Source organism: Pseudomonas sp. MUP55 (assembly GCF_034043515.1).
Lineage (GTDB): Bacteria > Pseudomonadota > Gammaproteobacteria > Pseudomonadales > Pseudomonadaceae > Aquipseudomonas.
This window is the reverse complement of the sequence record NZ_CP138214.1, coordinates 3,290,930-3,309,190: the sequence shown is the minus strand read 5'-3', so window position 1 is coordinate 3,309,190 and position 18,261 is coordinate 3,290,930. Positions and strand designations below refer to the sequence as shown.

Genomic DNA, 18,261 nt, shown 5'->3' with positions numbered 1-18,261 from the left:
ATGTTACCGGTGGGCGTCAAGTTTTTTCGTCGTCAGATCAGCAGGCTCAACCAGGTCGACCCTAACAGGAGCAAGGCCATGCACTGGTTGAAGCGTTGCATGGCGGTGGCTGAGCGCAACAACCGGCTCGAGCCGGCCCCTAACACTGCCCAGGCAGCGAGGCAGGGCAGGGAAATTACGAAGAACACCAGCGACAAAGACAGCACTTGCCCTTGGCGGTCCGGGCCGTTGCCCGCAAATACACTGACCACGGCCACGGCCATCATCCAGGTTTTCGGGTTGATCAGCTGCAGGCTGGCAGCGCCGGTCAGGCCCAGGCGCTTGTGGGTGGTTTGCGGGCCGACGGCCTGGGGCGGTGCGCTGAAGATCTGCCAGGCCAGGTAGCTCAACCAGGCAACGCCGGCCCACTGCATGGCGCTTTGCACCTTGGGCAGATGGGTCAATGATTGACCGATGCCTGAGCCCACCAGCAACACAATCCCCGCGGCACCGGCGCACGCGCCGAAAATGATCGGCAGCGCAGCCTTGAAGCCATACCGTGCGCTGTTACTGAGCACCAGTACATTGGTGGGTCCGGGGGTGATCGAGGCGACGAAAGCGAACAGCATGAATGGCATGAAGGTGGACAGCATGGTGAAGCACTCCATTGAACCCTGGGATGGAGTCGATCTTCACAAGCCTGGGGGTGACCTGTCTGGAAGATTTGAGCAGCGATTGCGGTAGGCGGCGGGCGTCAGCCCGTACGCGCGCACAAACCAGCGGCCCAGGTGACTCTGGTCGGCAAACCCCAAGGCACTCGCAACCTCGACGGGTTGCCCGCCGTTGGCCAGCAGATGCCGGGCGCGGGCCAGGCGCAGCTGTACCAGGTACGCATGGGGAGGCAGGCCGAACGCGCTCTTGAAGGCGCGGCTCAGGCGAAAACGGTCAACGCCGCAGGCCAGCGCCAGTTCATCCATGCCCACGTCTTGATGCAGATGGGCATGCAGATACTCACGGGCCTTGTGGGCCACGGCTGGCAGGCGTGGGTCTTCGCGGTAGCGGGCGCGCCAATGAAGCTGGCCGGTGAGGTGTGCGAGCAACTGGTCCATGGCCTGCTGACGCACGATGCGCAGTTCGCCGCTGTGCAGGGTCTGGAAGGCGCGGGTGGTGGCAAGGGCCAGACGCGGATCGCTGGCCAGTGTGCTGGCGAAGCTCAGTTGACTGTTGACGGGCGCCTCGTTGAACACCGCGCTCACTTCGCGGGTCAACCAGTTCGGGTCAAGGTAGAGCATATGGTAGGTAAAACCGTCGGCCGTGGGCGCGTCGCCGTCGTGCAACTCGTCAGGTTCCAGCAAAAACACCTGGCCGGGTACGCTGTTATGTCGGGTGCGCCGGCAATTGAATTGCTGCACCCCTTGCTCGGTAACGCCAATCAGGTAGCTGTCGTGCCAGTGGGGGTCGTAGGCATGGCCTTCGAAATGCGCGCGCAGGGTCTCGATGCCGGTGTCGGCGTCCTGGGACAGGTCGATCCAATTGTGCGCGGCCATAAATCACCGAGGCTGAATAGGTAAGGCTATTAGCGCCCAGCGCGGCGTGGGCGTCTAGAAGGTTTGTGCAGCCTCAGCCAAACAGCCCTGCGGCGATATTGATCGAAAAACCCAGGATCGCCGTGTTGAACAGAAACCCGATCAAGGATTGTCCCAGCACCACCTTGCGCATGCCACGGGTGGCAACCCCTACGTCCGACGTTTGCACCGCCACGCCGATGGTGAAGGAGAAATACAGGAAGTCCCAATAGTTAGGCGTGAGCAGTCCTTCGGCAAAGCGCAGCGCCGGCTCCTTGCCGTTCCAGGTGTAGTAGAGGCGGGCGTAGTGCACGCTGAAAATCACCCCGATCAGCAGCCACGAACCGATCACCGTCAGCCCGGTGAAGCCGTAATGCAGCAGGCGTTCGCTGCTGGCCAGGTCCTTGCTGCCCACCAGTTCGAAGGTGATGGTGGCGAGGCTGGCGATGGCGGCGATGCACACCGTGAGCAGCACCAGTCCGGCATTTTCGTCTTCGATCTCGGCGATGCGCTTGACGTCCTCGGCCTTGGCGCGGCTGGTCAGCCACAGCATCAGCATCAGGTAAGTCCAGACCCCGGCATTCCAACCGATCAGGATTTTGCTGGCCAGCGAATCGGCGGGTACCAGGATGCCCACGGCAAGGCCCAGCACAGCGGCGGATGAGAGGCGAGGGTGGGTACGGGCGAGGAAGGGCATGGTTGCTCACAAATGGGAAACTGTGAGCACCATAGCTCATCCGCCTGTACTTGATCATGAACTTGATCGATAACCCCTGTAGGAGCGAGCTTGCTCGCGAAAGACGTCCAGCCAACGCGTTCTCTCTGAATAAACGCGCAGGCCCTGAGTTCTTCGCGAGCAAGCTCGCTCCTACAAAAAGCTTAATCGGCCGTGTGGCGCTTGCGCACCAGTTTCATCACCACTACAAAGAACACCGGCACGAACACCACCGCCAAGGTCGCGGTGATCATCCCGCCGATCACGCCGGTACCGATCGCCTGCTGGCTCGCCGAGCTGGCACCGGTGGCAATCGCCAGCGGCACCACGCCAAGGATGAACGCCAGCGAGGTCATGATGATCGGGCGCAGGCGCAACCGCGCCGCCTTCAAAGTGGCGGTGATCAGGTCTTCGCCCTGGTCGTAGAGGTCCTTGGCGAACTCGATGATCAGAATCGCGTTCTTCGCCGACAGACCGATGATGGTGATCAAGCCCACCTTGAAGAACACATCGTTAGGCATACCGCGCAAGCTCACCGCCAGCACTGCGCCGAGTACGCCCAGCGGCACCACCAGCAATACCGAGGTCGGAATCGACCAGCTCTCATACAAGGCCGCCAGGCACAGGAACACGATCAGCAGCGACAAGCCCAGCAGGATCGGCGCCTGTGAGCCGGACAGGCGTTCCTGCAACGACAGGCCGGTCCATTCCTGGCCCAGGCCCGCCGGCAATTGGCTGACCAGATGCTGGATTTCATCCATCGCCTCACCGGTGCTGTGGCCCGGCGCCGCTTCGCCGCTGATGGCGATGGCCGGGTAGCCGTTATAACGGGTCAATTGCGTCGGGCCCTGGGTCCATCTGGCTTCGACGAACGCAGACAGCGGCACCATTTTCCCGGCGTTGTTGCGCACGTTGATTTTCATCACGTCCGCCACCTGGCTGCGCTGGTCACCTTCGGCCTGCACCACCACCCGCTGCATGCGGCCCTGGTTGGGGAAGTCGTTGATGTAGGCCGAACCGATGGCCGATGACAACACATTGCCCACATCGGCAAACGACACGCCCAGCGCGTTGGCCTGCTTGCGGTCGACCTCCAATTGCACTTGCGGCGCTTCGGCCAGGGCGCTTTCGCGCACGTTGGCCAGAATCGGGCTTTTCCCGGCGGCCTCCAGCAGCTCGGTACGCGCGGCCATCAACCCCGCATGGCCGACGCCGCCACGGTCCTGCAGGCGGAACTCGAAGCCGCTGGAGGTGCCCAGGCCGTCAACCGGCGGTGGCAGGATTGCATAGGCAATCGCATCCTTGAGTTCGCTGAAGGCCATGTTGGCGCGGTCGGCAATCGACGCCGCGGCGTCATCGCTGCCACGTTCCGACCAGTCCTTGAGCGTGGTAAATGCCAGCGCTGCGTTCTGCCCGGAGCCGGAGAAACTGAAACCCATGATCATGGTGGTATCGCCCACACCCGGTTCACCGGCGTTGTGCGCCTCGATCTGCTCGGCCACCTGCACCGTGCGGTTCTTGCTGGCGCCCGGTGGCAACTGGATATCGGTGATGGTGTAACCCTGGTCTTCCACCGGCAGGAACGAGGAGGGCAGGCGGCTGAACAGCAGCCCCAGGCCCACCAGCAACACCAGGTAGATCAGCAGGTAACGGCCACTGCGCTTGAGGGCATAGGCCACCCAGCCTTCGTAGCGGTCGGTGAGCTGTTCAAAGCGTTTATTGAAACCGCCGAAAAAGCCGCCCTTGGCATGGTGCTCGCCCTGGGCGATCGGCTTGAGCAAGGTGGCGCACAGCGCTGGCGTCAAGGTCAGGGCCAGAAAGGCCGAGAACAGGATCGAGGTGGCCATCGACAACGAGAACTGCTGGTAGATCACCCCCACCGAGCCGGGCATGAACGCCATCGGCAGGAACACCGCCACCAGCACCAGGGTGATACCGACGATGGCGCCGGTGATCTGGCCCATGGCCTTTTTCGTCGCGTCCTTGGGCGACAGGCCTTCGGTGGCCATGATCCGCTCGACGTTCTCCACCACCACAATCGCATCGTCCACCAGGATGCCGATCGCCAGCACCATGCCGAACATGGTCAGTACGTTGATCGAAAAACCCAACAACAGCATGGTGGCAAAGGTGCCCATCAGCGCAATCGGCACCACCAGCGTGGGGATCAGGGTGTAGCGCACGTTCTGCAGGAACAGGAACATCACCGCGAACACCAGCGCCATCGCCTCAAGCAAGGTGTAGACCACCTTGGTGATCGAGACTTTGACGAACGGCGAGGTGTCGTAGGGGATCTTGTATTCCACGTTGGCCGGGAAATAGCGCGACAGCTCGTCCATCTTCGCCCGCACCAGGGTTGCGGTGTTCAGCGCATTGGCACCGGGGGCCAGTTGCACACTCACGGCGGTGGACGGCTTGCCGTTCAGGCGCGTGGAGAACTGGTATTCCTGGCTGCCGACTTCCACCCGCGCCACGTCGCCGATGCGCACGGTGGAGCCGTCAGGGTTGGCCTTGAGCACGATGTCGGCGAACTCCGCCGGTGTCGACAGCTGGCCCTTGACCAGAATGGCGGCGGTGATTTCCTGGCTCTGGGAGCCCGGCAAGTCGCCGATGCTGCCCGCCGACACCTGGGCGTTCTGCGCGCTGATGGCGGCATTCACGTCGGCCGGGGTGAGGTTGAAGCCGATCAGCTTCTGCGGGTCGATCCAGATGCGCATGGCGCGCTCGGCGCCGTACAACTGGGCCTTGCCCACACCGTCCAGGCGCTTGAGTTCGTTCATCACGTTGCGCGCCAGGTAATCGCTGAGCGCCACGTCATCAAGCTTGCCGTCGTTGGACGTCAGCGTCACCAGCAACAGGAAGCCGGCCGAGACTTTTTCCACCTGCAGGCCTTGTTGCGTCACCGCTTGCGGCAGGCGAGGCTCCACCACTTTCAAGCGGTTCTGCACATCCACCTGGGCCATTTCCGGGTTGGTGCCCGGCTGGAACGTGGCGGTGATGGTCGCCGAGCCGAGGCTGCTCTGGGACTCGAAATACAGCAGGTGGTCGGCGCCGTTGAGCTCCTGCTCGATCAGGCTGACCACGCTTTCATCCAGGGTCTGGGCCGACGCGCCGGGGTACACCGCGTAGATTTCCACCTTCGGCGGCGCGACGTTGGGGTATTGGGCCACCGGCAACTGCGGAATCGCCAGGAAACCGGCCAGCAGGATGAACAGGGCCACCACCCAGGCGAAAATCGGGCGGTCGATAAAGAACTGCGGCATGGCGGGTTATTCCTTTACGAGCGGGCTGTCGTCCACTTCAACTTTTTCACCGGGGCGTGCATGTTGCAGGCCCTCGACAACAATGCGGTCACCGGGCTTGAGGCCGCGGCTGACGACCCAGCGGTCTTCGATCACCGCGCCCAACTCCACCGGCTGCTGGCTGACGGTCTGCGTGCTGTCCAGCAACAGCACCATGGGGATGCCGGCGCTGTCGCGGGTGATCGCGCGTTGCGGCACGCTGAGGCCTTGCTGGTCGACCGCCTGTTCCAGGCGCACTCGTACGAAGCTGCCGGGCAGCAGGTCGAGGTCCGGGTTGGGAAACTCGCTGCGCAGGATGATCTGCCCGGTGCCCGGGTCGACGCTGATCTCGGCGAACAGCAGCTTGCCTGGCAACGGGTATAGGCTGCCGTCATCCTGGATCAGGGTGGCCTTGGCCTGGTCCTGGCCGACCTGCTTCAGACTGCCAGCACGAAAGGCGCGGCGCAGGTCATTGAGCTCGCGGGTCGACTGGGTGAGGTCGGCGTGGATCGGGTCCAGTTGCTGGATGATCGCCAGCGGCGTGGCTTCGTTCTGGCCGACCAGGGCGCCTTCGGTCACCAGTGCACGGCCGATGCGCCCGGAAATCGGCGCGGTCACGGTGGCGTAACCCAGGTTCAGCCTGGCCCGCTCGACGGCCGCCTTGTTGGCAGCGACCTCGGCGTTGGCCTGGCGCAGCGCGGCGCGGGCGTTGTCGTATTCCTGGCCGCTGATGGCGTTACCTTCCACCAACTGGCTGTAGCGCTGCTCCTGCAGGCGTGCCTGGAATGCGTTGGCTTCGGCCTTGCTCAGGTTGGCCCTGGCGCTGTCGAGGTCGGCCTTGAACGGCGCCGGGTCGATGCGAAACAGCACGTCACCCTGTTTCACGTCATGACCTTCGCTGAACACCCGCTGCATCACCACCCCGGCGACCCGCGCACGCACCTCGGCCATGCGCGGCGCGGCGATGCGCCCGCTCAATTCGCTGGTGATGGACAGGGGCTTGGCCTGCAGCGTCTCGATGCGCACTTTGGCCAGGGGCATTTCCGGCGCCTCGGCTGCGGACTGGTCACACGCGCTCAGCGCCAGTGTGAGGGCCAACAGGCAAAACGGCGCAAACAGATTCTTCGACATGCTCTTATCCCAATATTGACTGGCGCATCCTAAGGTCACCTGCGCCGTGGTGCTGTGAAGCTATGTAGTGCGTCTGTGAAGAAATGTAAGGGCCGGGGCGCTAGGCCTCGGGGCCGTATATCCTTGCACAACCTCGCTTACAACAAAGATCAAATGTGGGAGGGGGCTTGCCCCCGATGAGGCCGTGTCAGTCATACATCTGTGACTGATCCACCGCTATCGGGAGCAAGCCCCCTCCCACATGGGATTTGTGTACGGCACTTCACTGTATTTTCTGGAAACATCTTGATGCCCAACATCCTCCTGGTGGAAGACGACGCCGCACTGTCCGAGTTGATTGCCAGCTACCTGGAACGCAATGGCTATCAAGTCAGCGTGCTCAGCCGGGGCGACCAGGTGCGCGAACGGGCGCGCTTGAACCCGCCGGACCTGGTGATCCTTGACCTGATGCTGCCTGGCCTCGACGGTCTGCAGGTGTGCCGCCTGCTGCGCGCCGACTCGGCGGGCCTGCCGATCCTGATGCTCACCGCCCGTGACGACAGCCACGACCAGGTCCTGGGCCTGGAAATGGGCGCTGACGACTACGTGACCAAGCCCTGTGAACCGCGCGTGCTGCTTGCCCGTGTGCGCACGTTGCTGCGCCGCAGCAGCCTGTCGGAGCCCCAGGTGGCCAGCGACAAGATCATCATGGGCAACCTGTGCATCGACCTGTCCGAACGCACCGTGACCTGGCGCGAGCAGGCGGTGGAGTTGTCCAGCGGCGAGTACAACCTGCTGGTGGTACTGGCCCGACATGCCGGCGAGGTGCTCAGCCGCGACCAGATCCTGCAACGCCTGCGCGGCATCGAGTTCAATGGCACCGACCGCTCGGTGGACGTGGCCATCTCCAAGCTGCGCCGCAAGTTCGACGACCACGCCGGCGAAGCACGCAAGATCAAGACCGTGTGGGGCAAGGGTTACCTGTTCAGCCGTTCCGAGTGGGAATGCTGAGCCATGTTCCGGGTACTCCTGCGTCTCTACCTGATTACGATCGTCACCTACAGTGCGGCGATCTACCTGATTCCCTCACTGGTGATCCAGCTGTTCGAACACCGTTACATGGACTACAACATCGAACAGACCCGCGGCCAGCAGAAGCTGATCGTCAAGCAATACGTGCGCGCACCGGTGGAACGCTGGTCACAGGTCACCGAGCAGTTGGGCCGCGACTTTGCGCCGTTGAAAGTGCAACTGCTGCTGCGCCAGGATGCGCGCTACACCCCGGCGGAAGAAAAACTGCTGGAACAGGGCAAGTCAGTGGTGCGCCTGGGGGAATGGGGCTGGATGGAGGAGATCAGCTCGCCGATCAATGAGCAATTTGTGGTCAAGCTGACGGTTCCGCCCGATCCGTTGGACATGAACGTGCTGTACTGGGCGATCAACGTGCTGATCGTCGCCGCGCTGCTCGCCTGCCTGCTGGTGTGGCTGCGGCCGCACTGGCGCGACCTGGAACGCCTGAAAAGCACCGCCGCGCAGTTGGGGCAGGGCAACCTGGCCGAGCGCACGCGTATCCCCGTCAGCTCCAGCATCGGCAGCCTCGCCTCGGTGTTCGACACCATGGCCGATGACATCGAGCACCTGTTGAACCAGCAGCGCGACCTGCTCAATGCGGTGTCCCATGAACTGCGCACGCCGCTGACCCGCCTGGATTTCGGCCTGGCCCTGGCGCTGTCGGAAGACTTGCCCGCAGCGAGCCGGGAGCGCCTGCAAAGCCTGGTGGCGCATATTCGTGAACTCGATGAACTGGTGCTGGAGCTGCTCTCCTACAGCCGCCTGCAAAACCCGGCGCAGTTGCCGGAACGCGTCGAGGTAGTGCTCGACGAATTCATCGACAGCGTCCTGGGCAGTGTCGACGACGAACTGGAAAACCCCGAGATCGTGATCGACGTGGCGCTCGACTGCGCGGTGGAGCGCTTCAGCCTCGACCCGCGCCTCACCGCCCGCGCCTTGCAGAACCTGTTGCGCAATGCCACGCGTTACTGCGACAAGCGCATCCAGGTCGGCGTCAGGGTATGCCCGAAAAAAGGTTGTGAAATCTGCGTGGATGACGATGGCATTGGCATTCCAGCGGACCAGCGCGAACGTATCTTCGAGCCGTTCTACCGCCTGGACCGCAGCCGCGACCGCGCCACCGGTGGTTTTGGCCTGGGCCTGGCCATCAGCCGGCGGGCCCTGGAAGCCCAGGGCGGCACCTTGACCGCCGAGGACTCTCCGTTGGGCGGTGCGCGGTTTCGCGTGTGGTTGCCTGCCATCGAGTGATCAAAGCACCTTGACCGCGCGACCGATGGCCTGGATCGGCCCGGTCGGTTTGCCGGTGGGCGAGCCGCTCGGGTCTTCCAGGGTCAGTTCGAACAGCTGATTCGGCGCCAGCGGCGGCAGCTTGTCCAGCGGCACCGACAGGGTCTGCCCCGGCTTGACCAGCCCCAGGGAAACCGGCCCCTGCCAGCCATCGGCCTTGGTCCAGAACTGCAAGGCCTTGTCGGCGGGCACTTGCATGACGCCCAGGGGGATCAACTGGATCTGCTGGCGATCACTGGCCTGGATGACCCAACCCGGCGCCTGGTTTTGTGGGGCCACCAGCACCACCACGAAGGTGGGTTCAGCGATGGGTGGGCGGGCCCACAAGAGCGCCGCCAGCACCAGGGTCGCCGTCAGCCCCGCAGCCGCCAGGCCGCGCCACACCGCGAGCAGGTTCCACCAAGGCACCGGGTTGTCCACGGGTTTATCCGCCTGGGTGAGGGTGCGTTCGATGCGTCGCCATAGCTGCGCCGAGGGCGGTACCGGTGGCGCCAGCGCCGTCAGTGGCAGCAGCCGCTGCTCCCAGGCCTGCACAGCGGCGCGCAGTGGGGCGTCGTGCTGCAGGCGCTGCTCGACCTCGGCGCGTTGTTCGGCGGGCAGGGTGCCCAATACGTATTCACTGGCCAGTTCGTCGTCGTTCATGCCATGCACTCCCGCAGGGCGGCGAGGCTGCGTTTGATCCAGGCTTTGACCGTCCCCAGCGGGGTGCCCAGCTTTTGCGCGATTTCGCTGTGAGAATAACCGTCCACATACGCATGCAGGATGCATTGGCGCCGGGGCGGGTCCAGCTGTGCCAGGCAGGTGTGAATCTGTGCCGAGCGCGCCTCGAATTCAACGTGTTCGGCAGGTGCCGCCAGTTCTTCATGGGTATCGCTGAGCGCGATATCGCGACCGGCGTTGCGCATCCTGTTCAGCGCCAGATGGCGGGTCACACTGAACACCCAGCCGCGCGCCGAGCCACGGTCGGGGTCAAAGCCATGGGCGCCGTGCCAGACCTTGATAAAGGCGTCATGCACGATGTCTTCGGCCAGGGCCCGGTCCCGCACGATACGCAAGGCGACGCCGAGCAGACGGCTGCTGTCGTGCTCGTAGAGCCGGTGCAGGGCGCGATGATCGCCGCGGGCGCAGGCCAGCAGGCACACTTCATAGTCAAAGATGATTTCAGCCAAACCAGGGATTCCTGCCACTTCAGTAGACGTCTGCGCATTGTAGGGGCGAGCGTCCTCGCGCCCACAAGGCGAGCGTAGCCGAGTTTGCTCAGTTAGCGGCCCAGAATATGTAGTCTGCCTGATACTTCACGGTTTGCTGCGTGCCCTTGTTGGCAACCGTGCACGCGCTTGTGGGGGCGACGCCGCCCTTGAGCGCGACGCGCTGGATGTAACTCACGCCACGCATCGCGCCGTTGCCTTCGGCCGGGTTGGCCTTGACCAGTTGGTACGGCAGGTTGCCAGCGCCCGACGGTGCCACGGCCAACTGGGTACCGGTGATTTTCGAGCCGTCATTGGCCTGCCAGGTCGCCGGCGGGCCGAAGTAGGTGCCCACCGGCTTGCCGTTGCGGTCGTTCAAGACGGCCTTGGGCCCGACAAAGGCCCATTCGGTCTGCCCGGCGGCGTTGGCTTTGTCGCGGCATTCGTAGGTGATTTCGCCAACGCCGGTGGTTTCCAGGGCGACCTTATGGCCATCCGGTACCTTGATGCTGTCGGGCAGAGCGGCCTGGGCAAAGACGGCAGGGCTGGCGACCAGCAGACCGGTGAGGCAGAGCAGGGCTTTAGCGTTCATGGGTAGTTCTCCATTGGGTAGAACAGCGGGGTTGCTGCAAGTACTACCCGTGAGCGGCCCGATTGGATGCAGCGATTAGAAAATAAACGTGCCAGGGCGCACACTGTGCCCCCGCTTTACCCAAGGAGAGATTGGCAATGACTGGTGTACACACGTCTGCTCAACAAGGTTTCTCTACCCAGGCCGTCACCTACGCCCAAGGCCGGCCGGACTATCCGAGGCAGCTCACGGGCTGGCTGGCGCAGGCCTTACGCATCGACGGCCAGTCGAATGTGGTTGATCTGGGGGCCGGCACCGGCAAGTTCACCCGTTTGCTCAGCACCCTGGCGCCAAGGTTGACGGCCGTCGAACCGGTGGCTGAAATGGGTGCCCAGTTGAAAAGGCTTCTGCCGGATGTGCGTCTGGTCAATGGCACTGCGCAGTCCATGCCATTGCCCTCTGCCAGTGCGGACGCGGTGGTGTGTGCCCAGGCGTTCCACTGGTTCTCCACCGAGGCGGCCCTGGCGGAGATCCATCGCGTGCTCAAGGCCGACGGCCGCCTTGGCCTGGTCTGGAACGTGCGGGATGAATCGGTGGATTGGGTCGCGGCCATCACGCGGATCATCACCCCCTACGAGGGCGACACCCCGCGTTTTCATACCGGTCGCTGGCGTGAAGCCTTTACCGGCGAGTACTTTTCCGACCCTGAGATGACCTGTTTTCCCTACAGCCATGTCGGCAGCCCTCAGGAAGTGATCATGGACCGCTTCCTCTCCGTGAGCTTTATCGCCGCGCTGGCTGAGGGTCCCAAGGCAGCGGTCACCGCACAGTTGCAGACACTGATCGACACGCATCCGGCACTGAAGGGCCGGGACACCGTCGCCTTCCCGTATCAGACCCAGGCCTACGTCTGCCACCGGCTTGATAAAAAGGCATAAAGTCAGATCATATTGATATAAGTGGTTATAAGAAAAATCGCTATCCTGCGGCCAGAAATTTATAAGGCCGCAGGTAGCTGTAATGGATGTGGGTAATGTGGGGTTTGTGGTTGCTGGCCTGATCGTGGGTTTTATCGTAGGCATGACCGGCGTCGGCGGAGGCTCCTTGATGACGCCGATCCTGTTGTGGTTCGGCATCAACCCGGCCACCGCCGTGGGCACTGACCTGTTGTATGCCGCCATCACCAAGTCCGGCGGTGTGCTGGTGCACAGCAAGAACAGGAACATCGACTGGACCATCACTGGCTGGCTCACCCTGGGCAGTGTGCCAGCGGTATTGCTGACCCTGTGGTTCCTCGCCAGTCTGCACACCGACCCGAGTGCGATGAACGCGATGATCAAGCAGGCCCTCGGTGTGGTGCTGCTGCTGACGGCCCTGGCGATCCTGTTCAAGAAAAGTCTGTTGGCGTTTGCCCAACGCCATGCCGGCGATGACTATCACATGAGCCCGCGCAACCTGAACGCGCTGACCGTAGTGACCGGCGCGGTGCTCGGCACCATGGTGGCCCTGACCTCCATCGGCGCCGGGGCGCTGGGCACGGTGGCGTTGTTTATCCTGTATCCGTTCCTGGCCACGCGTCGCCTGGTCGGTACCGAAATCGCCCATGCCGTGCCGCTGACCCTGGTGGCAGGCTTGGGGCATGCCAGCATGGGCAATATGGATTGGCCGTTGTTGGGCTTTTTGTTGATGGGGTCGTTGCCGGGCATTTACCTGGGCAGCCACATGACCGGCAGGATCCCGGACGCTGTGCTGCGTCCGTGCCTGGCGGTGATGTTGATGGCGGTGGGTTACAAGCTCGCATTCTAAATGTGGGAGGGGGCAACCCCTAATGCCAGTCAGTTAAGACTTTTTGTAGGAGCGAGGCGGGCGGCTAGCCCTTGCTCGCGAAGAACTCAGACTCCCCGCGTTTATTCAGCATGAACGCGTCGCCTGGACGTTTTTCGCGAGCAAGCTCGCTCCTACAGGGGTCCTTTTCGCTTAACTGACTGGCATTGTGCGATCGTTCCCATGCTCTGCGTGGGAATGCAGCCCGTGACGCTCTGCGTCAGTTGTGTGCATTAGCCCAAACCTGGACGCGGAGCGTCGCAGGAGGCATTCCCACGCAGAGCGTAGGAACGATCACCATTGCGACATCAAGCCTTCCCCGGCCCATTCCCAATCTGCCAAACAAACGGCGGCTCAGCCCCATTAACCACCCAATCCCCCACGATCCGCGCCTTGTAGATCACCGGATTATGCGAAGACACCGTCCGCGCATTGCGCCAATGTCGATCCAGCGCTTTACCCTGGCGCACATCAGAAGCCCCCAGTGCATTGAACAGTTCACTGGTAGCGCGCTGGATCAACTGCGACACCACCACCTGCGCAGTGGCCGATTCGATTTCCGCCGCCACATTGGCTTCGCGCTCCACGGCGTCATCCCCACCAAACCGCGCCAGGTACGCCCGTTGCGCCGGCAGCGTGGCCTTCAAGGCGCTGGCCTCGGCGGCGTAGACCAGGGCCGCCACTTCGCCCACCACTTGCTGAATCTGCGCGTCCTGGCTGACATGGGGCGCATTGCCATGGCTGTAGATGCGCTGGCGGCTGCGCACCTGATGTGCCACGTCGCGCAGGGCTGCGCGGCCGATGCCCGCCAGGCTGGCGAGCAGCACCAACTGGTAGAACGCGGTCTGGTATTTGAACCGTGTGGCAAAGTCGATGACGTTGTCTGCCTCCACCACCGCATGGTTAAAGCGCGATGTGCCGCTGCCGGTGGTGCGTTGGCCAAAGCCGTCCCAGTCATCGCTGTGGACCACCCCTGGCTGGCGGGCGCGAGTGGCGGCGATTACGTCGGCGCCGGTGTCGCTGCGTTGGGCGTAGACATCAATCCAGTCGGCGAAAATGCTGCCGGTGCTGTAGAACTTTTCACCGTTGAGCGTCCACTGGTCACCATCGGGGCTGACTTGGGTGACCACGTCGCCGATGGCCACGTTGCCGATCTCGGTCCAGGCGCAGCCAACGATGTCGCCGTCCACGAAGCGCTTGAACCACAGGTCGCGGGCGGCGCTGGGCGGCGCGTTGAGGCGGTCTTCGGCAAAGGCGAAGTGCCCACGCAGGGCTTGGGGCACGTTGGAGTCGGCTTCGGCCAGTTCGATCAGCAGTTCGAACAATTGCGGCAGGGAAGCGCCGCCACCGCCGTACTCCACCGGCACGCGCACCGCGCCAAAGCCGGCCTCCTTGAGCCACTGGATCGGTTCGTAGGGCAGGGTGCGGCTCAGTTCGCGTTCTACCGCGCCCTCGGCGATGCGCTGGAAAATCGGCCGAAAGCGGGCGGCCAGGGGCGGGTAATCGACGCCGATGGAAAGCGGGTTGATGACGTGTTGTTCGGTCATGGGCAAGGTTCCTGGGCAATGATCAATACGAGGTGATTGCACAGTCCGTGCCGGGCGCCGACGCCAGTATTGGCGGGCTTGAAGCCTTCATTCACTGTTGCCCTGGCAACAGCTGATCGACAAACCGGCCCATTCTGCGACATCGGCGCGCCCGCGCCGTCATCCGCGCTGTGCGCCTGGCATGGGCGTTTCCCTGGCCTGGCACGCTTGCTGCTCAGCCCCTGGGTACATCCCTGTGTGCGAGGAACTATCCATGAGTCAGCAAGCCGTGAAATTTGCCTATTGGGTGCCCAACGTCAGCGGTGGGCTGGTGGTCAGCAAGATCGAGCAACGCACCCACTGGGGCATCGACTACAACCGCAAACTGGCGCAACTGGCCGAAGCCGCCGGCTTCGAGTACGGCTTGACCCAGATCCGCTTCACCGCCGGTTACGGCGCCGAGAACCAGCACGAGTCGGTAGCCTTCAGCCATGCGCTGCTCGCGGCCACCACCACCCTCAAGGTGATCGCGGCGATCCTGCCGGGCCCATGGCAGCCGGCGCTGGCGGCCAAGCAACTGGCGACCATTGACCAGCTCACCAATGGCCGTATCGCGGTGAATATCGTCAGCGGCTGGTTCAAGGGCGAATTCCAGGCCATTGGTGAGCCGTGGCTGGAGCACGATGAGCGCTATCGCCGCTCCGAAGAGTTCATCCGCTCGCTCAAAGGCATCTGGACCCAGGATGACTTCACCTTCAAGGGCGACTTCTACCGCTTCAACAATTACACCCTCAAGCCCAAGCCCCTGGGCCAGCCCGAAGTGTTCCAGGGCGGCAGCTCACGGGCGGCACGGGACATGGCCGCGCGGGTGTCGGACTGGTACTTCACCAACGGCAATACGCCGGAAGGCATCAAGGCCCAGGTCGATGACATCCGCGCCAAGGCGGCGGCGAATAACCACTCGGTCAAAGTCGGCGTCAACGCCTTTATCATCGCCCGCGATACGGAAGAAGAAGCGCGCGCCGTGCTGGCCGAGATCATCGACAAGGCCGACCCGGAAGCGGTCAACGCCTTTGGTGATGCGGCCAAACAAGCGGGCAAGGCCTCACCGGAAGGCGAGGGCAACTGGGCCAAATCCAGTTTTGAAGACCTGGTGCAGTACAACGACGGCTTCAAGACCAACCTGATCGGCACGCCGCAACAGATCGCCGAGCGCATCGTTGCGCTCAAGGCGGTGGGGGTGGACCTGGTGCTGGCCGGCTTCCTGCACTTTCAGGAAGAAGTCGAGTACTTCGGCCAGCGTGTGCTGCCGCTGGTGCGTGAGCTGGAGGCTAAGGCCGGAATCAGGCAGGTGGCTTGAAGACCACCACGGCCGCGCGAAGTTTGTTATTACCGAACCGGCACATGCGCTCGAATTCCCCATGGCTGACCGGCAGGTGCTGGCAGTCCAAGGGCTGGCGGTGCTGACTGTGGTCGACGTCCGGGTCGTGCAGGTAGACAAAGTCATCGTCGCAATCGGTGATCATCACCCAGTGCGGTGATTTGGAGCGGGTGAGGCGGTAGCTGCTGATCAGCACCAGCGGTTGGCCGCCTTCGCGCAATACCCGGGGCAGGTCGAGCGCACCGCCGACCACTTGCTCGACGCCACTGGCCGCCAACTCCTCGTCGAAGGCCTCATGCACCAGACGCATCACGTCCTTTTTATGCGCGTCCCGCACGCCATCCAGAAACAGCGGCCCACGCACATTCACCTGCATACGCACACCAAAGCCCCGGCGCCAGGCCGCCAGCGCCAACCCTTGCGGGCTGCAACCGCCATGGCCGGCGGTCATGAACACGGTGGTCGCTTCGCGCCAGATCTGCAGCTCTTCGCGACGCTGCGTCACGCGCTCCGGCACCAGCGCGCCCATGGCCATCAGCAGGCACGCGGCGCCACAGGTGAAGTCAGTGGTCTGCTGGTAATACGGCACGCTTTGCGGGCGCGCATCCTGGTGCTGGACGATGCGCTTCTCCAGGCGCAGGGCGTCGGTGTGGTCTTCGTAATAGTCGTTGATCAGGGCGAAGCGCCGGTAGCCAGTTCGCTCATACAGCGCGAGGGCGCCTGGGTTATCGCTGCGCACTTCCAGGCGCAGGTAGGCGCAGTCATGTTCCACCGCAATTGCCTCGATGCGCGCGAGCAATTGTTTGCCCAGCCCCAGACCACGCGCAGGCTCGGCAATGGCGATGGAATACAGGCGCGCCAGCGAGGTACCACGGTGGAACAGCACCAACGCATAACCAAGCAATTGTCCGTCGTTCTCCGCGACCAACAACTCGCCATGGGCGCGGCTGATCATCCACTGAAAACTGCGCGATGACAGCCGGTCGGTGGTGAAACAATGTTGTTCCAGTGCCACCAGTTCAGGCACATCGCACGGAGTTGCAACGCGAAAGGAAAGAGCCATATGACCGCCGTAAAAGTTGCGTAACGAAACGGGACTTCTCTAAAAGATCGTGCTTAATAGAAAAGGTCGAGTTCTCTAAAGCGGATCAAACATTATGTCGGCGGTACACACTCATTGGCGTGAAGTATCCGAGCAAACAGTCGCGGCGACAATAACTTCCAACGGTTATTTTTCGTCCTCGCCCAAAGGTGCAAGTCAAGTCGTGATTATTGTCGAACGCAAGGAAGACTGGGCCTCCTACTTCCCCAGTGAAGACATTGTGACTGCCCAGGAATACCTGGAACAGACCCGGGAAAACGAGACGGGCAAGCGCGTGCAGGTGATCAACCTGTGCCGCGGCTACAAGTACCTGGGGCATGGCTACTACTGTTCCCTGCTGGCCGAAGCGCGGGGGCACAAGGTGATCCCGTCGGTGCGCACCATCAGCGAACTGACGAAAAAGGCATTGTACGGGCTGGCCCTGGACGACCTGGATAAAACCCTCGATAAAGCCTTGAGTCACCACCTTTACAGCAATACCGAAGGCTTTACCCTGACACTATATTTCGGTCGAACCAATATAGAGCCGTTGCAGGACTTGGCCCGTCAATTGTTTGAAGCGTTTCCGTGCCCGATCCTGTTGGTTGATTTCAAAAAGAATAACGGTTGGCACATCGAAGGGGTCAAGTCCGGCGTGTTGCATAAGTTGCGTGATGATCAGGAAGATCAATTCGCCCACGCCCTCGACAACTTCAGCCGCAAGATCTGGCGCCAACCACGCTCGCGCCGACTGGCCCGCTATGACCTCGCGATCCTCCACGATCCCCAGGAGCAACTGCCGCCGTCCAACGCGCGAGCCCTGGAGAATTTCGTACGGGTAGGCAAGGGCCTGGGCATCGATGTGGACCTGATCGAGCGCAAGGATTACTCGCGCCTGGCCGAGTACGACGCCTTGTTGATCCGTGAGACCACCAGCGTCGACAACCACACCTATCGTTTCGCCAAGAAAGCCGAAAGCGAAGGCCTGGTGGTGATGGACGACCCGGCATCGATCCTGCGCTGTACCAACAAGGTTTACCTCACCGACTTGCTCAACAGCCATCAGTTGGGCATGCCCGCCACCGAGATTCTCTACAAGGAACGACCGGAAGACTTTGAGCGGGTCGGCGAGCGCTTGGGGTTCCCGTTGGTATTGAAGATCCCCGACGGCTGCTTTTCCCGTGGCGTGATCAAGGTGGAGAGCCAGGAGGCGTTGCTCAAGGCCACCGCCGAGTTGTTCGAGCATTCGGTGCTGCTGCTCGCTCAGGAGTTCTTCTACACCGAGTACGACTGGCGTATCGGTGTGCTCAACCGCAAGCCGATCTTTGCCTGCCAGTACTTCATGTCCAAGGGCCATTGGCAGATCTACAACCACAAGGCCATCGGCCAGGACATCAATGGCGAATGCCGCACCCTGGCCGTTCACGAAGCGCCCAAGGCGGTGGTGGAGCTGGCCGTGAAGACCGCCAACCTGATCGGCGATGGCTTTTACGGTGTAGACCTCAAGCAGTCCGGCGACAAAGTGGTGGTGATCGAGGTCAACGACAATCCCAACCTGGACGCAGGCATTGAGGATGCCTATTTGCAGGACGACCTCTATGGCCTGGTGCTGGAGGAGTTCGTGCGGCGCCTGGAACTAAAACGCCAAGGGCAAGTGTGGTAGCGCGCCTCATCCAACGGTGG

General features: G+C 62.6%; 16 protein-coding genes. 6 read left to right on the top strand and 10 right to left on the bottom strand.

Annotated elements, in window-relative coordinates; genetic code table 11:
- Nucleotides 1–32: 32 nt before the first annotated feature.
- The 5 genes from SC318_RS14870 to SC318_RS14850 form a co-directional block, all read right to left on the bottom strand.
- Nucleotides 33–632 carry a LysE family translocator gene (locus SC318_RS14870; RefSeq protein WP_320427402.1) on the bottom strand — a complete coding sequence of 200 codons (600 nt, stop codon included), beginning with the start codon at nt 630–632 and terminating at the stop codon, nt 33–35.
- A 39-nt stretch (nt 633–671) separates the two neighbouring features.
- Nucleotides 672–1,526 (bottom strand): AraC family transcriptional regulator, encoded by an 855-nt coding sequence (locus SC318_RS14865; protein ID WP_320427401.1) that lies wholly within the window; start codon nt 1,524–1,526, stop codon nt 672–674.
- Nucleotides 1,527–1,599: 73 nt separating this feature from the next.
- On the bottom strand, nt 1,600–2,241 hold the full coding sequence (locus SC318_RS14860; protein WP_320427400.1) for a DUF1345 domain-containing protein: 642 nt from the start codon (nt 2,239–2,241) through the stop codon (nt 1,600–1,602).
- A gap of 182 nt (nt 2,242–2,423) precedes the next feature.
- A complete protein-coding gene (locus SC318_RS14855; protein ID WP_320427399.1) occupies nt 2,424–5,522 on the bottom strand; it encodes a multidrug efflux RND transporter permease subunit in 3,099 nt (1,032 codons plus the stop codon).
- Between the two features lie 6 nt (nt 5,523–5,528).
- On the bottom strand, nt 5,529–6,671 hold the full coding sequence (locus SC318_RS14850; RefSeq protein ID WP_320427398.1) for an efflux RND transporter periplasmic adaptor subunit: 1,143 nt from the start codon (nt 6,669–6,671) through the stop codon (nt 5,529–5,531).
- A gap of 288 nt (nt 6,672–6,959) precedes the next feature.
- Here SC318_RS14850 and SC318_RS14845 point away from each other — a divergent pair, with 288 nt between their 5' ends.
- On the top strand, nt 6,960–7,661 hold the full coding sequence (locus SC318_RS14845; RefSeq protein ID WP_124386938.1) for a response regulator: 702 nt from the start codon (nt 6,960–6,962) through the stop codon (nt 7,659–7,661).
- A 3-nt stretch (nt 7,662–7,664) separates the two neighbouring features.
- The gene (locus tag SC318_RS14840; RefSeq protein ID WP_320427397.1) at nt 7,665–8,969 is read left to right on the top strand and encodes an ATP-binding protein; all 1,305 of its coding nucleotides are present in this window, start codon (nt 7,665–7,667) and stop codon (nt 8,967–8,969) included.
- Here SC318_RS14840 and SC318_RS14835 read toward each other — a convergent pair whose 3' ends face one another.
- The 3 genes from SC318_RS14835 to SC318_RS14825 form a co-directional block, all read right to left on the bottom strand.
- Nucleotides 8,970–9,650, bottom strand: coding sequence for an anti-sigma factor (locus SC318_RS14835; RefSeq protein ID WP_320427396.1), 681 nt, complete (start codon nt 9,648–9,650; stop codon nt 8,970–8,972).
- Nucleotides 9,647–10,177 (bottom strand): sigma-70 family RNA polymerase sigma factor, encoded by a 531-nt coding sequence (locus SC318_RS14830; protein ID WP_320427395.1) that lies wholly within the window; start codon nt 10,175–10,177, stop codon nt 9,647–9,649. Before SC318_RS14830 ends, SC318_RS14835 begins: the two co-directional genes overlap by 4 nt.
- 88 nt (nt 10,178–10,265) lie before the next feature.
- Complete coding sequence (locus SC318_RS14825; protein WP_320427394.1) at nt 10,266–10,787, bottom strand: DUF3455 domain-containing protein; 522 nt, start codon at nt 10,785–10,787, stop codon at nt 10,266–10,268.
- Between the two features lie 137 nt (nt 10,788–10,924).
- On the opposite strand from SC318_RS14825, the gene SC318_RS14820 reads away from it, so the two are divergent.
- The gene (locus tag SC318_RS14820) at nt 10,925–11,704 is read left to right on the top strand and encodes a class I SAM-dependent methyltransferase (protein ID WP_320427393.1); all 780 of its coding nucleotides are present in this window, start codon (nt 10,925–10,927) and stop codon (nt 11,702–11,704) included.
- 82 nt (nt 11,705–11,786) lie between these two features.
- On the top strand, nt 11,787–12,572 hold the full coding sequence (locus tag SC318_RS14815; RefSeq protein WP_320427392.1) for a sulfite exporter TauE/SafE family protein: 786 nt from the start codon (nt 11,787–11,789) through the stop codon (nt 12,570–12,572).
- A 326-nt stretch (nt 12,573–12,898) separates the two neighbouring features.
- Here the strand turns inward: SC318_RS14815 and SC318_RS14810 are convergent, their stop codons facing one another.
- Nucleotides 12,899–14,137, bottom strand: a complete 1,239-nt coding sequence (locus SC318_RS14810) for an acyl-CoA dehydrogenase family protein (RefSeq protein WP_320427391.1) — start codon at nt 14,135–14,137, stop codon at nt 12,899–12,901.
- 253 nt (nt 14,138–14,390) lie between these two features.
- Here SC318_RS14810 and sfnG point away from each other — a divergent pair, with 253 nt between their 5' ends.
- On the top strand, nt 14,391–15,476 hold the full coding sequence (gene sfnG / locus SC318_RS14805) for a dimethylsulfone monooxygenase SfnG (protein WP_320427390.1): 1,086 nt from the start codon (nt 14,391–14,393) through the stop codon (nt 15,474–15,476).
- Here the strand turns inward: sfnG and SC318_RS14800 are convergent.
- Complete coding sequence (locus SC318_RS14800) at nt 15,460–16,560, bottom strand: peptidase C39 family protein (RefSeq protein ID WP_320427389.1); 1,101 nt, start codon at nt 16,558–16,560, stop codon at nt 15,460–15,462. The genes sfnG and SC318_RS14800 overlap by 17 nt on opposite strands.
- Before the next feature lie 94 nt (nt 16,561–16,654).
- On the opposite strand from SC318_RS14800, the gene SC318_RS14795 reads away from it, so the two are divergent.
- Nucleotides 16,655–18,241, top strand: coding sequence for a RimK family ATP-grasp domain-containing protein (locus tag SC318_RS14795; protein ID WP_320427388.1), 1,587 nt, complete (start codon nt 16,655–16,657; stop codon nt 18,239–18,241).
- Nucleotides 18,242–18,261 lie beyond the last annotated feature (20 nt).

Bases quoted from the DNA above. Each gene is read 5' to 3' on its own strand.
- SC318_RS14870 (WP_320427402.1), bottom strand. From the start codon at position 632: ATGCTGTCCACCTTCATGCCATTCATGCTGTTCGCTTTCGTCGCCTCG.
- SC318_RS14865 (WP_320427401.1), bottom strand. From the start codon at position 1,526: ATGGCCGCGCACAATTGGATCGACCTGTCCCAGGACGCCGACACCGGC.
- SC318_RS14860 (WP_320427400.1), bottom strand. From the start codon at position 2,241: ATGCCCTTCCTCGCCCGTACCCACCCTCGCCTCTCATCCGCCGCTGTG.
- SC318_RS14855 (WP_320427399.1), bottom strand. From the start codon at position 5,522: ATGCCGCAGTTCTTTATCGACCGCCCGATTTTCGCCTGGGTGGTGGCC.
- SC318_RS14850 (WP_320427398.1), bottom strand. From the start codon at position 6,671: ATGTCGAAGAATCTGTTTGCGCCGTTTTGCCTGTTGGCCCTCACACTG.
- SC318_RS14845 (WP_124386938.1), top strand. From the start codon at position 6,960: ATGCCCAACATCCTCCTGGTGGAAGACGACGCCGCACTGTCCGAGTTG.
- SC318_RS14840 (WP_320427397.1), top strand. From the start codon at position 7,665: ATGTTCCGGGTACTCCTGCGTCTCTACCTGATTACGATCGTCACCTAC.
- SC318_RS14835 (WP_320427396.1), bottom strand. From the start codon at position 9,650: ATGAACGACGACGAACTGGCCAGTGAATACGTATTGGGCACCCTGCCC.
- SC318_RS14825 (WP_320427394.1), bottom strand. From the start codon at position 10,787: ATGAACGCTAAAGCCCTGCTCTGCCTCACCGGTCTGCTGGTCGCCAGC.
- SC318_RS14820 (WP_320427393.1), top strand. From the start codon at position 10,925: ATGACTGGTGTACACACGTCTGCTCAACAAGGTTTCTCTACCCAGGCC.
- SC318_RS14815 (WP_320427392.1), top strand. From the start codon at position 11,787: ATGGATGTGGGTAATGTGGGGTTTGTGGTTGCTGGCCTGATCGTGGGT.
- SC318_RS14810 (WP_320427391.1), bottom strand. From the start codon at position 14,137: ATGACCGAACAACACGTCATCAACCCGCTTTCCATCGGCGTCGATTAC.
- sfnG (WP_320427390.1), top strand. From the start codon at position 14,391: ATGAGTCAGCAAGCCGTGAAATTTGCCTATTGGGTGCCCAACGTCAGC.
- SC318_RS14800 (WP_320427389.1), bottom strand. From the start codon at position 16,560: ATGGCTCTTTCCTTTCGCGTTGCAACTCCGTGCGATGTGCCTGAACTG.
- SC318_RS14795 (WP_320427388.1), top strand. From the start codon at position 16,655: ATGTCGGCGGTACACACTCATTGGCGTGAAGTATCCGAGCAAACAGTC.